We start from the raw sequence: 15037 nt of genomic DNA, 5'->3' as shown, positions 1-15037 counted from the left end.
GGCACGCAGGCGAACCGAGCGCCCCTCCCACGCGAGTCGAGCCGACCAGGCTCCCCCGCGGGAGGGGCGCCGGTTCTGGGCAGCTCACTCCGCACCCGCACGAAGATGTGACCCGTTCGGTAGTCATGTGACTACCTTGAGTAGTCCATGCTGGTGCCGACAGGCAGACGCCACGGACATACCACGGGAACACCAGGGAGACATCGACATGGTCAAGCAGGTGCATCGCGAGCGTCGGCACATGGATCTGGCCGTGAATCCGCTGTACAGCGGGCTCGTGCCGGCGAGCGGGGTGCCGCGCTACCGGCTGGCGCCCGGTCCGATGGCACCGGATGCGGCCGCCGCGCTGGTCCGGGACGAGATCATGCTGGACTCCAACGCCCGTCTCAACCTCGCCACCTACTGCACCACCTGGATGGAGCCCCAGGCCAAAGACCTGATCGCCGACTCTCTGGACCGCAACCTGGTGGACCACGACCAGTACGCCCAGACGGCGGAACTGGAGACACGGTGCGTGAACATGCTGGCCGACCTCTGGAACGACCCGGGCACCGACGGTGTCGGGTGCTCGACCAGCGGCTCCAGCGAGGCCACGATGCTGGCCGGGCTGGCGATGAAGTTCAACTGGCGTGCGCGGCGGCGAGCTCAGGGCCTGCCGACGGACAGGCCCAATCTGGTGATGCCCAGCGTGGTGCACACCTGTTGGCCGAAATTCTGCCGCTACTGGGACGTCGAGCCGCGCTACGTGCCGATCCGGGAACCCGGCTTCACCGTCGATCCGTCCGAGGTGGCGAGCGCCTGCGACGAGAACACCATCGGCGCGGTGGCCATTCTCGGGTCCAGCGCGCTGGGGATCTACGACCCGGTGGCCGAGATGGCGTCCGCGCTGGATCGGCTCCAGGCCGAGCGGGGAGTGGACGTGCCGCTGCACGTCGATGCCGCGGTGGGCGGTTTCATCGCTCCGTTCCTCGAGCCCGACCTGGTGTGGGACTTCCGGGTGCCCCGGGTGCTGTCCATCAACACCTCGGGCCACAAATTCGGGCTGGTCTACCCGGGCATCGGGTGGATCATCTGGCGCGACAAGAAGGCGCTGCCAAAGGAGCTGATCTTCGATTGCGAGCTGCTCGGCGGCAGCGTGCCCACCTTCACGCTCAACTTCTCCCGATCAGGCGCCCCGGTGGTGGCGCAGTACTACACCTTCCTGCGCCTCGGGTTCGACGGCTACCGCGCGGTGCAGCAGGCCTCCCGTGATGTCGCGTCCTATCTGGCCGAACAGCTCGCGAAGATGCCCGCGCTGGAGGTCATCTCCGACGGAACCCATCTGCCGGTCGTGGCGTTGCGGACGCGGCCCGACGCGGCCACGACCGTATTCGACATACACGAGCGGATGCGCAAACACGGGTGGCAGCTACCCGCCTACCACCTACCCGACGCCCTCGGCGACGTAGCCGTGATGCGCATGGTGATCCGCAACGGCTTCAGCCGCGACACCGCGGACCTGCTCCTGAACGCGCTGCGCGCAGAACTGGCGGAGCCGTCGCCCGGGCCCACGGCGAAGGCCGGCGCGCCCGCCATTCTGGCGCCTCGACGGCGTGGTCCCGTGTACCACTGAGATATTCCAGCAGCGGCTCGGCCGTCCGGCGATCTCGGGCCGGCCTGCCTGCCCGCGGTTACCCCGAGTCGTACTCCGGGCTCGGTTCAGCGGTCGTCAGGCGGGGAGCCGGCGCCAGACGTCGTCCAGGGCCATGCGCAGGGCGCCGGTCAGGATCGTGTCCTCGGCCAGACCGGAGATCCCCACGTCGGGTGGGGTGAGGGTCAGATCGGCCAGGTGCCGGGTGATGGCCGCGAGCAGGACGGTTCCGGCGCGGGCCACCCCGCCGCCGATCACGACCGCGTCGGGGGCCAGGACCAGGACGGCCGGCGCGATGGCCTGGGCGAAGGTCCTGGCGACGTCGTCCACGACGTGCTCGGCCACCGCGTCCCCGGCGGTGGCCGCGGCGAAGACGGCGGCGGCGTCGATCGGGCCGTCGCACAGGACCGATTCGGGGTGCGCGCGGGCGGCCCGACGGGCCTGTTCGGTGATGGCCTCGGCGCCGATGGCGCGTTCGAGGGGGCCCCTGCCGTCGTCGGTGTCGGGGACACGACCGGGTGGCCGGATGAAGCCGATCTCGCCCGCCGCTCCGGTACCCCGGTGGAGACGTCCGTCGATCACGACGCCGGCGCCGAGCCGCTCTCCCCATTGGACGGCCAGCAGAGTGCCGGGCCCGGACCGTTCCCTCGCGACGGCCAGGGCGGCGAGGTTGGCGTCGTTCTCCACCCGCACCGGGCAGCGGAACCGGTCGCGGAGATGATCGGAGAGGTTCACCGAGGTCCATCCCGAGACGCTGGGCGCCAGGAGGATCCGGCCAGAGCCGGAGTCGACGATCCCGGGGGTGGCGACGACCACCGCGGCGATCTCGTCCGCTTCGAGGCCGGCCTCCTCGAGGGTGCGCGCGATGACCGCGTCGACCACGGTCAGGACGCGGCTGGCCTTGTTGTGGTCGACTGATCGGCGCACCGCGGCCAGGCGGCGGCCGGCCAGGTCGTCGATCCCCGCGCTGACCGTGTGCGGGCCGACGTCGAGGCCCAGCACGGGCGCGGCGCGGCCCCGGAGGGAGACGCGGACGGCCGGACGGCCGCCCTTCCGGGAGGCGGCGGCCGGGTGGTGGTGCTGGACCCAGCCCGCCTCGACCAGGTCCTCCACCGCCTGGCCGACGGTAGGACGGGTGAGGCCGGTCAGCTTGACCAGTTCGGCCAGCCGTACGGGGTCGGGTGCGCAGTCGCGCACCGCGCGCAGCACGGAAGCGGTGTTGAGGCGGCGCAGAACGGGAGTGCCGGCCGCACGCTCGTCTCCCATTGGTCCCTCCGAAAGATCCACTGGCCCTCTTGACCGCGGAGACCCGCTTGCACATTATGAATGCGAGGTTTTGTAAAGACCTTAATAAACACCCTTCGGTGGAGGTGCCACCATCGTGTCAGGCCGACGGCTGGAAAGACGATCGGGCAGCAGGCGCCGATCCCGTACACTCATCGCCGCACTGGCGGCGACGCTGGTCGCCCCCCTGGCCGTGGCGCCACCGGCGACGGCGGAACCCGCCCGCGCGACGGCCGCCGCGCGTGACGACGGACCGGCCGCCCAGGCACTGGAGCGAATCCTCGGGAAGAGCCGGGCCGGCCAGGTCACGCTCCGGACGATCGACAAGGGCACGGGCGCCGACCGTTTCCAGGTCTCCGCCGAGGGCGGGCACCTGGTGGTCGCGGGCACCTCCCCCGCCGTACAGCTCACCGGGTTCGGCTGGTACCTGCGCAAGGTCGCGCACGCCAACGTCTCCATCGGCGGTTCGCAACTCGACCTTCCCGCGCGGTTGCCGCTGCCGTCCGCACCGATCGCGCAGGACGCGTCGGTCGCCAACCGGTTCGCGCTCAACGACACGAATGAGGGATACGCCGGCGCGTACCTGAGCTGGCCGGAGTGGGAACATCGCATCGACGTGCTCGCACTTCTCGGCATCGACCAGATGCTGGTCTACGGGGGGCAGGAGGCCGTCTACGAGCAGGCCTTCCAGCAGTTCGGCTACAGCGCGGCGGACATGCGCAAGTGGATCCCCGAGCCGGCCCACCAGGCGTGGTGGCTGTTGCAGAACATGTGCTGCACCGGCTCACCGATCTCCCAGCAACTGATCGACCGTCGCGTCGCGCTCGCCCGGCGCATCATCGACCGGCTGCGCGAACTGGGCATGACGCCGGTGCTGCCCGGCTACTACGGCACGGTCCCGACCGACTTCGCCACGCGGAACCCCGGGGCGAACACCGTCCCGCAGGGCACCTGGAACGGCCTGCGGCGTCCCGACTGGCTCGACCCGACCGGCCCGCAGTTCGGCAAGGTAGCGGCGGCGTTTTACCAGGCACAGACCGAGCTTTTCGGCACCTCCACGATGTACAAGATGGACCTGCTGCACGAGGGTGGCACCGCCGGGTCGGTACCGGTGGGCCCGGCGTCGAAGGCCGTCCAGGACGCGCTCGAGGCTGCCCACCCGGGTGCGATCTGGGTGATCCTCGGCTGGCAGAGCAACCCCCTTCCGGCGACGCTCCAGGCGGTCGACCGATCGAAGATGTTCATCGTCGACGGCCTCAGCGAACAGCCCGGCATCACCGACCGCGACAAGGACTTCCTCGGCACTCAGTACGCCTTCGGCACGATCTGGAACTTCGGCGGCCACCAGAACTTCGGTGCCGGCCTCACCGTGTGGAACGACAAGTTCAACGCCTGGCGCGCCAAACCGGGAAACGCCATGAACGGCATCGCACTGATGCCCGAGGCCATCGACAACAACCCGGCCGCGGTGGAGTTCTTCGCCGACCTGCCGTGGGAGAACGGCCCGGTCGACATGGACGCCTGGTTCGCCGAGTACGCCACCGCCCGCTACGGTGCCGCCGACCCGCACGCCGTGGCGGCCTGGCGGATCATCGAGCACACGGCGTACTCCTGGCCTGCGGGCAAGGACACCCGGCACGTGACCGCCCTGTTCGACGACCAGCCGAGCCTCACCGACACCGGGCAGGCGGCGCTGCAGTACGACCCCGCCGAGTTCGAGAAGGCGCTGCACGAGCTGCTTCAGGTCGATCCGCGGCTGCGCCACTCCGACGCGTACCGCTACGACCTCGTCGATGTCACTCGTCAGGTGCTCGCCAACCGCAGCAGAGCACTCCTGCCGCGGATTCTCGCCGCCTATCGCGACCGCGACGGCGCCGCCTTCGGGCGACTCACCGACCGGTGGATGGCCGAGATGAAGCTGATGGACGAGGTGCTCGGCGCCGATCCGCACTTCCTGCTCGGCACGTGGCAGCGGGAGGCGGCCCGCCAGGCCGCGAACCCGGAGGAGGCCGCGACCCTCGACTACGACCTGAAGTCGCTGGTGACACTGTGGCAGACCGAGAGCCCCGGGATTCAGGACTATGCGCGCCGGGACTTCAACGGCCTGGTCGGCGGCTACTACGCCGCGCGCTGGAGGATGTTCTTCGGCGTGCTGAAGGACGCGTTGAAGACCGGTGCCGAGCCGCAGCCGATCGACTGGCGCGCGGTCGCCGAGAACTGGGCGCACGCGGGCACCCGCTACGCGGCCGTACCGCACGGCGACGCCTACCGGCTGGCCACGAAGGCGGCTTACGAGGCGTCCGGGGTGCTGACCCTCACCTCCGACCGGAAGGGCGTCACCCCGGGCGGTACCGTCCACGTCACCGCGACCTTCACGAGCGACTCGGCGCTGAGCACCGCCCACAAGGTGGGCTTCGCGTTGACCGCGCCACCCGGCTACGCCGTCCGCCCCGCGACCCGCGCCACCGGCCCCGGGAACGACGTCGATCCCGGCAAGACCGCGACCGCGACCTGGACGGTGACCGCCCCGGCCGACGCCGCGGCCGGTTCCCTGCCCGACCTGAACGCCACGGCCTCCTGGCGTACCGCCGCGGGCGCGTCCGGACGGGCGACCGCGCACTCCCTCCTCATGGTCGGCGGAAGTACGGTCACGGCGCCGTACAGGACGGCCGCCTCCGCACCGGCCGCGTTCGCGCGAACGGGCGATACGACGGGCATCGCCGCCGGTGGCAAGGACATGTGGGACGCCACCAACGAACTCGCGACCGTCTACAAGGGCGGCGGGCTCACCTCGGGTCACGCGGTGTCCACGAAGGTGACCAGGCTGGACGGGGCGTCCCCGTGGACCCGCGCCGGCCTCGTCGTCAGCAACGACCTGTCCAAGACCGGGTCCGCCGGGTACGCCGACATCGCCGTCACACCCGAGCACGGCTGCGTCTTCTCCTATGACGCCGACGGCGACGGCGGCCTCGATCACATGACCGAGGTCGGCGGGTTCACCGCCGGCGAGGTCCACGTGCGGCTGCGCACGGACGGCGGCCGCGTGACCGGCTCCTGCAGCTCCGACGACAAGAACTGGACCGTGATCGGATCCGGCACGGTCGCCGGCGCGTCGGGCACGCAGGACGTCGGGATGTTCGTCAGCGCGGTCAACGCCCACACCGCGCAGGAGGCGATCGCCCTCTTCGCCGGCGGCATCGCCGACGCGCCCGACACCTCCCGCGACGGGTCCGGCGACGTCCTGCAAAGCCTCCACAAGCCGGTGACCGCACTGTCGTCGGAGTCCGGCCACCCGGCCGAGGCCGCCAACGACGGCAGCCGCGCCAACTCCCCGTACTGGGGCGGGCCGATGACGTACGGCCAGACCTGGTGGCAGGTCGACCTCGGAGCGGTCGACGACGTCTCCCGCATCAACGTCCGCAACTACGTCGACCGCACCCGTTACTACACCTACCGGCTGGAGGGCAGCACCGACGGCACCCACTGGTTCACCCTCGGCGGCCGGAACGGGCCGAACCCCGCCACCGACGCGGGCGACACGATGAACACCGAGGCCAAGGCCCGATACGTCCGGGTGACCGGCCTCGGCAACACCGCCAACGCCACCTTCCACCTCACCGAAGTCAGCGTCTACGGCACCCCGACGTCCTAGGGCCGCTGTCATGCAGCCAGTGCCGACGGCAAGCCGAGCACTCGCGACCGTACGGAATCGTCGCCGGGCATCACCGACGGCCACACCAGCCGTCACAGCGGCTGCGAGGCGGCGGTGGACTCGGCGAGATCGCGCAACGCCACCTTCGAGAACTTGCCCGTCGCCGTCCTGGGGATCTCATCGATGATCAGGAAGCGATCCGGGACCCACCACGAGGCGACCCGCTCGCGCAGGTGCCGGCGCAGGCCCGTCTCGTCGATCTCCTCCCCCGCCGCGAGTACGACATACGCCCACGGTCGCTCGCCCCAGCGGTCGTCGGTGACGCCCACCACCGCTGCCTCCCGCACGGCGGGATGCGCCATGAGTTCGTTCTCGACCGTGACCGACGAGATCCACTCCCCACCGGACTTGATCATGTCCTTGGTACGGTCGACGATGCGCAGGTAGCCGAACGCGTCGAGCGTCGCGACGTCACCCGTACGCAGCCAGCCGTCGTCGGTGAAGGACGACGTTCCCGGATCGGCGCCGAAGTAGCGGGCCGCGATCGTAGGCCCGGCCACCTGGAGCTCGCCCGACGAAACGCCGTCCCGCTCGACGGGCCGCCCGTCGGCGTCCACGATCCGTACGTCGACCAACGGCACCGTCGGCCCCGGCTGTCCGCGCAACCGCCGGCGATCATCGGCCGGGAGCGCGTCGTGCGCGGATGACACGCGGCCGCATGCGACGAGCGGGCTCGTCTCGGTCATCCCCCATGAACTCGTGATCGGCACGCCGGTCGCTCGCGCCCACGCCTCCGACAGCGCGTCCGGCAGGGCGCTCCCGCCGCTGACCACCATCCGCAGCGACGAAAGATCCGCGGTGCCCAGAAGTGGCTCCAGAGCGCGCCAGATCGCCGGGACGCCGGCCGAGAACGTCACGCGATGCCGGGAGAGCTGCCGGATGAGGTTCTCTGGGGCCATCGCCGGGCCCGGGAGTACGAGGTCGGCGCCGGCGAGCATCGCCGCGTAAGGCAGCCCCCAGGCGTTCACATGGAACATCGGCACCACAGGCATGACGACATCCCGCTCGGAGATGGCGAAGCTGTCGGCCCCCAGCAACAGCAGCGCGTGCAGAACGATGGACCGATGGCTGTACAGGACACCTCTCGGCCGCCCGGTCGTGCCGGAGGTGTAGCACAGGCTCGCGGCGTCGTTCTCATCGACGCGCACCGCCGGTGCCGGCTCCGGGCACCGCGCGAGGAGCGCCTCGTAGTCGACCACGCGCGGATCGGCAGGGATCTCCTCCTCGCCGCCATCGTCCATCACAACGATCCAGCGAACCGTCGCGGTGGAACGGACGACGTCCCACACCGTGCCCAGCAGCGACCGATCGACGAAGACGACGTCGTCGGCCGCGTCGGACATGATGTGCGCCACGTCGCGAGTGAAGAGCCGGTGATTGATCGTGTGGAGGATGCGGCCGGCCGACGGAACACCCAGGTACAACTCGACATGGCGCTGGCTGTTCCAGCCGAAGGTGGCGACACGCGCCGAGCGTGGAACCTCCAGGACGTCGAGCACGGCGGAGAGCCGCCGCGCGCGGTCCATCACTTCGCCCCAGGTCGAGATGACCTCGCCCGACGCGGTCGCCGTCACGACGCGCTTGTGGCGGAAGCCCAGATCTGCGCGCCGTAGCAACACGCCGATGTCCAGCGACCCGTCCTGCATCAACCCGCGCACGATTCTCCGTTCCGGTGAGGCCGTCCCCGTCGATCCCGCTCTCGATCAGGTCTTCACCGCGAGGCGGACCCGGGCCGTCGTCAGGCGGACAGTGTCCTCACCCATCGGTCACCGACCCGAGATGGACGTGCTGATCGTCCGCGTCGACCACCAGGCTCGCCGGCCACCGGTCCCAGGTACGACCGAGTCCGCGGTGCTGCGGTGATCCGGTGGTGAGGAAGCTCCGGACGCCGGCGATCATCAGGTCCGACAACTCGAGTCGTCCGGGCCGGTTCTGCCGGCTGAAGGCGTACGAGAACACGTTGCGCCCGAAATTGTGGAACACGAACGGCAGATCGATCGCATGCACGGCGCCGTACACCTGATCGAAGGGCGCTGGCTCCTGGTTCCAGTCGAACCTGTAATGGTAGAGCGATCGGTTCCCGCTGCGAGCCAATGCGTCCAGTGAATCGCGGTTGATCCCCGTGAAGATCGACTCGGTCAGTGCCGCGGCAGCGTCGTTCCAGCCACCGGGCTTGTCGACCGGGAGATATTGGTCCTTGAGAAGATCGGAGACGGTCAGGGCGCCGGGTTCGTCGGGATCGAACGAGTACTGCAGTGTGAACCGGTCGTAGTCACTCGGCTTGTGCGCCCCGATCGAACTGCCGAACAGCTTCCCCTCCTCAAGGGTGTTCCCGGCGAGCACGGGCACATCACGATCGGCTCCGGACTCGAGTACGGCGTACGGGTCCGACGGGATCACCGTGCCGTCCGCGATGACCGCCGGCGTTGCGTCGAGCTTGTGCTTGACGAGCACTCGCACCAGGTCGTCGGCGGACAGCGAACGAAGCAGATCGACGCCGCGCATGCCCGAAGAGGGATAGTCGCTCTCCGCAGCCTGAATGACACGGTCGGCGTAAGCCCTGGCGTTGGCCACCTTTGCGGTGCTCAGACCGCCGCTGAGCGGGATCGCCTTATCGACCATTCCGCGGGCCAGGGGGGAGACGAGCAGGGACCAGACGTCGACCGCACCCGCCGACTGGCCCATGACGCTGATGTTGTGGGAGTCGCCACCGAACCGCCGGGCATTTCGGTCGACGAACCGGAGCGCTTCGATGAGGTCAAGGGTGCCGAAGTTACCGGACGTCGAGAGCGGGTCGCCGTCTCCCAGGCCTTCGGCGTTCAGCCAGCCGAAGATTCCCACTCGGTAGTTCACGGTGACGACCACGGCCTGGGCGCGCTTGGCCAGCTCTCGCCCGTCGTACATCGGATCCGCCGAATAGCCGACGACGTTGCTTCCGCCGTGGATGAAGAACACGACGGGCAGGTTGCGCTTCGAGGTCGCCGGACGAAAGACGTTCAGCGTCAGGCAGTCCTCCTCGCCGACGGGTTGTTGCAGCCCATCACGCACTGACAGGTCGTAGAACGGCCCGTTCGGGGACGGGCTGAAGAAGCGTCCCGGCTGTGTGCAGCCCGATCCGTACCGCTGAGCGCGGCGGACCTCCTTCCAGGACCGGTGAGGCTCCGGCGGCCGCCATCGCAGATGGCCCACCGGCGGCTCGGCGTAGGGGATCCCCAGCCAGGAGTACGTCCCGCTCGACCGGCCCTCGTCGCGTCCGATGATCGGACCCAGCGTTGTGCGGACCAGGGTCGAAGCCTGCGCTCCATGCCCGGGATGGATGGCGTCGGCGGAGGCATGGGCGAGCGGCGTGGCGGTCAGGATCGCGGTCGTAAGAGTGATGCCGACGATCGAACTGAGCAGAGACGACACTGTGCGGTGACGCCCGGCCGGTTGGCGGGCGATGGCGGCCCTGGACGGGAGAGCGGGCATTGAGCAGCAACTCCTTCGTGGCACGCGGTGTCATCGAATGCGTAATCGTTGCCACCGCGTGCCATGCACTGTGGCACGCGTCACTCACGTCGTGCAAGAGCCGACACCCTTCGCCGGACGCCGGGCGCGGTCCCGCCGCGAGTGCCAGGACCTCGTAGTCGGCCGGCGGGCATGTCGCCGGCACGCGGACCCTTGCGTGTGCTTGTGACCTATGTAACAGTGGCACTGCGTGCCGCAAATAGACGATTTGACGGCACAGGGTGCCTGCACGAAAGAGGTCCGTGATGAGCCGAGCCCCACACGCTGATGGAAGATCGGGCTCGATCCGTGCCGGACTTGCGCTCGCCGTCGGACTGGTGAGCGCGGCAGTGCTCCTCGGGCGTGCGCCTTCCAGCGCCGCAGCGGGCACGGCGCCGAGATGCTCGGAGTCGGCGGGGAGAGACATCCCGGCGTCGGCCATCAGCCTGCCGACCAAAGGCGGCCGCGTCGAGTCGGCGACCTTCGTAACCCAGGTTGTGAGTGGCGCGGCCATCGAATACTGCAGGATCGCTGCCGCCCTCTTCCCGATGGATCCCTCCGCACCGCGGATCAAGCTGCGGATCGGTATGCCTGTCACCTGGAATCGCAAAGCGATGATGTTCGGCGGCGGCGGATACAACGGCACGATCCCCGACATCACGCTGAACGTGCCATTCGGCCGGTCCGATCAACCGACGCCCTTGGCTCGGGGATATGTGACGTTCGCGAGTGACTCCGGACACCAAGCCGGTCCCGCAGGGTCCTTGGACGGATCCTTCGGCATGAACGACGAGGCACTGCGGAACTTCGCCGCCGGCGATGCACTGAAGAAGACCCGCGATGCCGCCGTCTTCCTCATCCGTCATGCTTACGGCACAGGGCCCGGCCGAGTGTACTTCGCAGGCGGTTCGACCGGCGGTCGCGAAGCCCTTGTCGTCGCACAACGGTGGCCCGACGCCTTCGACGGCGTCATCGCCGCCTACCCCGCCTGGAACAACATGGCCGAGGTTCTCTATCTCGGATACCTCACGCAAGTGATGTCCCGCCCTGGCGCATTTCCTGGGCCAGACGAGCAGACGCTTCTCTACGACAGCGTCATGAAGGCGTGTGACGGGCGAGACGGCCTCAAGGACAAGGTCATATCGAACGTCGACGGCTGTAACTTCGACCCTCGGACGCTTCGCTGCACCAATGGCGTCGATGCCGGTCCGACGTGTCTGTCCGACCTGCAGATCGCATCGGTGATCGCCGCGTCCAATCCGTTCAGCTGGCCGTACAGGATCGCCAGTGGCGAGCGTTCGTACCCCGGCTTTCCTTTCCTTTCAGGTGCCGATATGAGAACGCCGATTCTCGGCTTCGGCACATCCGCGCCCGCCGACCCGATGCCGGCGACGAGTGGGTATGGTCCGCGGTACTGGGACCAGTGGGTGAAATACTTCCTGACGAGAGATCCCGACTACAGCCCTCTTTCCGTCGACCCTCGGCGGCCAGGAAGCCGGCTTCCCCGGATCAGCTACCTGTCCACCATCCAGGATCGCAATAACTCGGACCTTCGCCCGTTCGCGCGCTCTGGCGGAAAGCTACTCCTTCTCCATGGTGCCGCGGATGAGCTGGTCTCCCATCGCTCGACGAACGACTACTACCGGCGCGTGCGGAACACAGTAGGCCCCGAGCAGACACGAGAGTTCTTGCGGTACTACCTCATTCCCGGTTCGAATCACGCGAACTTCGGCACGCCCGCATTCGCCGCGAACTGGGATTCGCTCTCCGCCCTCGAACGGTGGGTCGAAAAGGGACGGCCGCCCATCGATCCGGTGGTCACGGACGGCCGCAGCGGCCGAGCACGCCCGCTTTGCGAATATCCGCGGTGGCCGAAATACCGCTCAGGTGACCCCGACAGCGCCCGAAGCTTCGTGTGTTCGCGTTGACGTCATCGACCACGCCCCGCGGCCACGAAGGACATCGGCGCGGACTCGGACGCCGCCTTACCGCCACCAGCCGCGGCTCAGAGCCGCGCGAACCGTGCGACTGAGAAGGGACTGACATGCCTCGCCCCCTAGCGGTGCTGTCCGTGACGTACCCGGTCGCGGGTGTCCGCCCGCACGTCACCTGGAAGGAAGTCGCGTGACGACGAGCGGTCGGATGGCGTTGCGCACACAGGCCCTGACGAAGGTGTTCCGTGGCTTCCGCGCGGTCGACTCGGTGGACCTGACGGTTCACAAGGGCGGCGTGCACGCGCTGGTGGGTCCCAACGGTGCGGGAAAGACCACGCTGTTCAACCTCTTGACCGGCTTCGTGGCCCCGACGTCTGGGACGATCACGGTGTTCGGCGAGGACATCACCGGCAAGCAGCCCGAGCAGGTAGCGCGCCGCGGTGTGGCCAGGTCGTTCCAGATCACCAGCCTCTTTGAGAACCTGACGAGCCGCGAGCAGGTCGAACTCGCTCTTCAGGGGCTCACCCGCCAGGGGTTCCGGTTCTGGCGGTCGCAGAAGTTGCTCGGCAGGCATCGCGCCCGCGTGGACGAACTGCTCGCACAGGTCGGGCTGACGCCGCTGGCGGACAAGCCGGTCGGGCTGCTCGCCTACGGGCAGAAGCGCGCCCTGGAGCTGGCACTGGTGCTGGCGCTGGACCCACAGGTGATGCTTCTCGATGAGCCGACGGCCGGGATGGGGATCGAGGACGTCGACCGCACCATCGAGCTGGTCCGTCGCATCGCGGCCGGGCGCACCGTGGTGTTCGTCGACCACAACATGCACGTGGTCGGCAGCCTGGCCGACCGGGTGACGGTGCTCCAGCAGGGAAAGGTTCTGGCGGAAGGCGCCTACGACGAGGTCCGCAACGACGAACGGGTGATCACCGCCTACCTTGGCGAGGCCGATCATGCTTGAGGTCACCGGTCTGCGGGCGTGGTACGGCGAGGCGCAGGCGCTGCACGGCGTGAACCTCAGCGTGGGAGAGGGCGAGGTCGTCACGCTGGTCGGGCGCAACGGCGCCGGCAAGACCACCCTGGTGCGATGCCTGATCGGTCTGCACCGGCAGGTCGGCGGCACCGTGTCCTTCCTCGGCCGCGACATCACCGGCATGCCGGCCCACCGGCGAGCCCGCGCCGGCATGGGCTGGGTCCAGGACGATCGCGGCATCTACGCCGGCCTGACCGTGGAGGAGAACCTGCTGCTCCCGCCCAAGGTCTCCGACCGGGCATGGACGCTGGACCGGGTCTACGAGGCGTTTCCGGTGCTCGCCGACCGCCGCAAGGCGCCGGGCACCACGTTGTCGGGCGGGGAGCAGCAGATGCTGGCCATCGCCAGGGTGCTCCGGACCGGTGCTCGTCTGCTGCTGATGGACGAGCCCTCCGAGGGCCTGGCTCCGGTGGTGGTGGCCCGGATCGGGGCGATCATCCGCGAGATCAAGGAGACCGGCGTCAGCGTGCTGCTGATCGAGCAGAACGTCAAGTTCGCGGCCACCGTGGCCGACCGGCACTACCTCCTCAGCCAGGGCCGCATCGTCGAGGCCCTCGACAACTCCGAGTTCCGGCGGCGCGAAGTTCAGCTCCTCGAGCACCTCGGCATCTGACCGGTCGACCACACGAGGACACATCCCCACATGACACGAGGAGAAGGACCATGAAGAGCATGCACATCCGGGCCGGCGCCGCGGCCATGACGGGGGCACTGCTCCTCGGCGCCTGCGGTGGCGGACCGGGGGCGTCGGGTGGTGATTTCACGGGCGGCAAGCTGGTCCTCGCGGTGCTCAACGACCAGTCCGGCGTCTACAAGGACGCGTCGGGACCGGGCAGCGTCAAGGCGGTCAAGATGGCGGTGGCCGACTACAAGAAGAAGTACGGCGACGCCGCGGTCGTCGACGACATCGAGGTCACGTCGGCCGACCACCAGAACAAGCCGGACATCGCAAACACCAAAGCCCAGGAGCTGTACGAGCGCAAGGGGGCGGACATCATCCTCGACGTGCCGACCTCGTCCGCGGCCCTGGCCGTCGCCACCCAGGCGAAGAACCATCACAAGCTGTTCATCGACGTCAGCGCGGCGACCACCCAACTGACCGGCGCCCGGTGCAACAAGTACACCTTCCAGTGGGCCTACGACACCTACATGCTCGCCAACGGCACCGGCACCACCGTCACCGAGAACGGCGACAAGAACTGGCAGCTCATCTACCCCGACTACGAGTTCGGCCAGGACATGACCAAGTCCTTCACCAAGGCGATCAAGGGGGCCGGAGGCACGGTGCAGGGCGCCATCCCGACGCCGTTCCCGAACGACAACTTCGCGACCTTCCTCACCAAGGCCGGCAGCACCAAGCCCGACGTGATCGGCACGATGCAGGCGGGCGGCGACCTGATCAACATGGTCAAGCAGTTCAACGCGTCAGGGTTGAAGGAGAAGGGCATCGACCTGGCCGTCGGGCTGATGCTCATCACGGACATCCACTCGCTGGGGGTCGACCAGTTCGCCGGCACGATGTTCACCGACCCCTGGTACTGGAACATGGACAAGGAAACGCGCGCATGGGCCGACCGGTTCCAGCATGAGACCGGAACCCGCCCGAGCTTCGAGCACGCCGGCAACTATTCCGCGGCGCTCCAGTACCTGGAGGCGGTCCAGCGCGCCAAGACCGACAAGGCCGACGCGGTGGTCGGCGAGCTCGCGGGCAAGAAGACCAATGACGTGTTCCTGCACAACGGCGAGATTCGCGCCAAGGACCACCTCGTCATCCACGACACATACCTGGCCCGAGTCAAGAAGCCGTCGCAGGTGAAGGAGGACTGGGATTACGAGGACATCGTGACCACGATCCCCGCGGCGAAGGCCTTCCCTACCGCTGAGGAATCCGGCTGCTCGATGTGAGCGGGTGGTCCGGTTCGCGAGCCCCCGGGCGTCCTTCGATGCCCGGGGTCGGCAGCGGG

The 15037-nt window shown here is 68.7% G+C and carries 9 protein-coding genes; 6 read left to right on the top strand and 3 right to left on the bottom strand.

The annotated features are described in order from the left end of the window. Positions 1-208: 208 nt before the first annotated feature. Positions 209-1612 carry a glutamate decarboxylase gene (locus NE235_RS23900; protein WP_252806667.1) on the top strand — a complete coding sequence of 468 codons (1404 nt, stop codon included), beginning with the start codon at positions 209-211 and terminating at the stop codon, positions 1610-1612. A gap of 96 nt (positions 1613-1708) precedes the next feature. On the opposite strand, the gene NE235_RS23895 is transcribed toward NE235_RS23900, so the two are convergent. Then, entirely contained in the window at positions 1709-2896 is a 1188-nt protein-coding gene (locus tag NE235_RS23895; protein ID WP_252806666.1) for an ROK family transcriptional regulator, read from the bottom strand. 115 nt (positions 2897-3011) lie between these two features. Here NE235_RS23895 and NE235_RS23890 point away from each other — a divergent pair, with 115 nt between their 5' ends. Next, positions 3012-6566: an alpha-N-acetylglucosaminidase TIM-barrel domain-containing protein gene (locus NE235_RS23890; protein ID WP_252806665.1), complete on the top strand. Its 3555-nt coding sequence runs from the start codon at positions 3012-3014 to the stop codon at positions 6564-6566. Positions 6567-6658: 92 nt separating this feature from the next. Here the strand turns inward: NE235_RS23890 and NE235_RS23885 are convergent, their stop codons facing one another. Together NE235_RS23885 and NE235_RS23880 are read right to left on the bottom strand one after the other, a co-directional pair. After that, complete coding sequence (locus tag NE235_RS23885; RefSeq protein WP_252806663.1) at positions 6659-8284, bottom strand: long-chain fatty acid--CoA ligase; 1626 nt, start codon at positions 8282-8284, stop codon at positions 6659-6661. 97 nt (positions 8285-8381) lie between these two features. Beyond that, positions 8382-10094: a carboxylesterase/lipase family protein gene (locus tag NE235_RS23880; protein WP_252806661.1), complete on the bottom strand. Its 1713-nt coding sequence runs from the start codon at positions 10092-10094 to the stop codon at positions 8382-8384. Between the two features lie 356 nt (positions 10095-10450). Here NE235_RS23880 and NE235_RS23875 point away from each other — a divergent pair, with 356 nt between their 5' ends. The 4 genes from NE235_RS23875 (at position 10451) to NE235_RS23860 (ending at position 14978) form a co-directional block, all read left to right on the top strand. Next, positions 10451-12040 carry a tannase/feruloyl esterase family alpha/beta hydrolase gene (locus NE235_RS23875; RefSeq protein WP_252806659.1) on the top strand — a complete coding sequence of 530 codons (1590 nt, stop codon included), beginning with the start codon at positions 10451-10453 and terminating at the stop codon, positions 12038-12040. Between the two features lie 196 nt (positions 12041-12236). Beyond that, positions 12237-13001: an ABC transporter ATP-binding protein gene (locus NE235_RS23870; protein WP_252806657.1), complete on the top strand. Its 765-nt coding sequence runs from the start codon at positions 12237-12239 to the stop codon at positions 12999-13001. Continuing rightward, entirely contained in the window at positions 12994-13686 is a 693-nt protein-coding gene (locus tag NE235_RS23865; protein ID WP_252806655.1) for an ABC transporter ATP-binding protein, read from the top strand. Before NE235_RS23870 ends, NE235_RS23865 begins: the two co-directional genes overlap by 8 nt. A gap of 50 nt (positions 13687-13736) precedes the next feature. Next, a complete protein-coding gene (locus tag NE235_RS23860) occupies positions 13737-14978 on the top strand; it encodes an ABC transporter substrate-binding protein (RefSeq protein WP_252806653.1) in 1242 nt (413 codons plus the stop codon). The last annotated feature ends 59 nt before the right edge of the window (positions 14979-15037 follow it).

This window comes from Actinoallomurus spadix, assembly GCF_024055725.1.
GTDB lineage: Bacteria > Actinomycetota > Actinomycetes > Streptosporangiales > Streptosporangiaceae > Actinoallomurus > Actinoallomurus spadix.
Note: the sequence above shows the minus strand (reverse complement) of the source record. Positions and strands in the feature narration are given on the sequence as shown.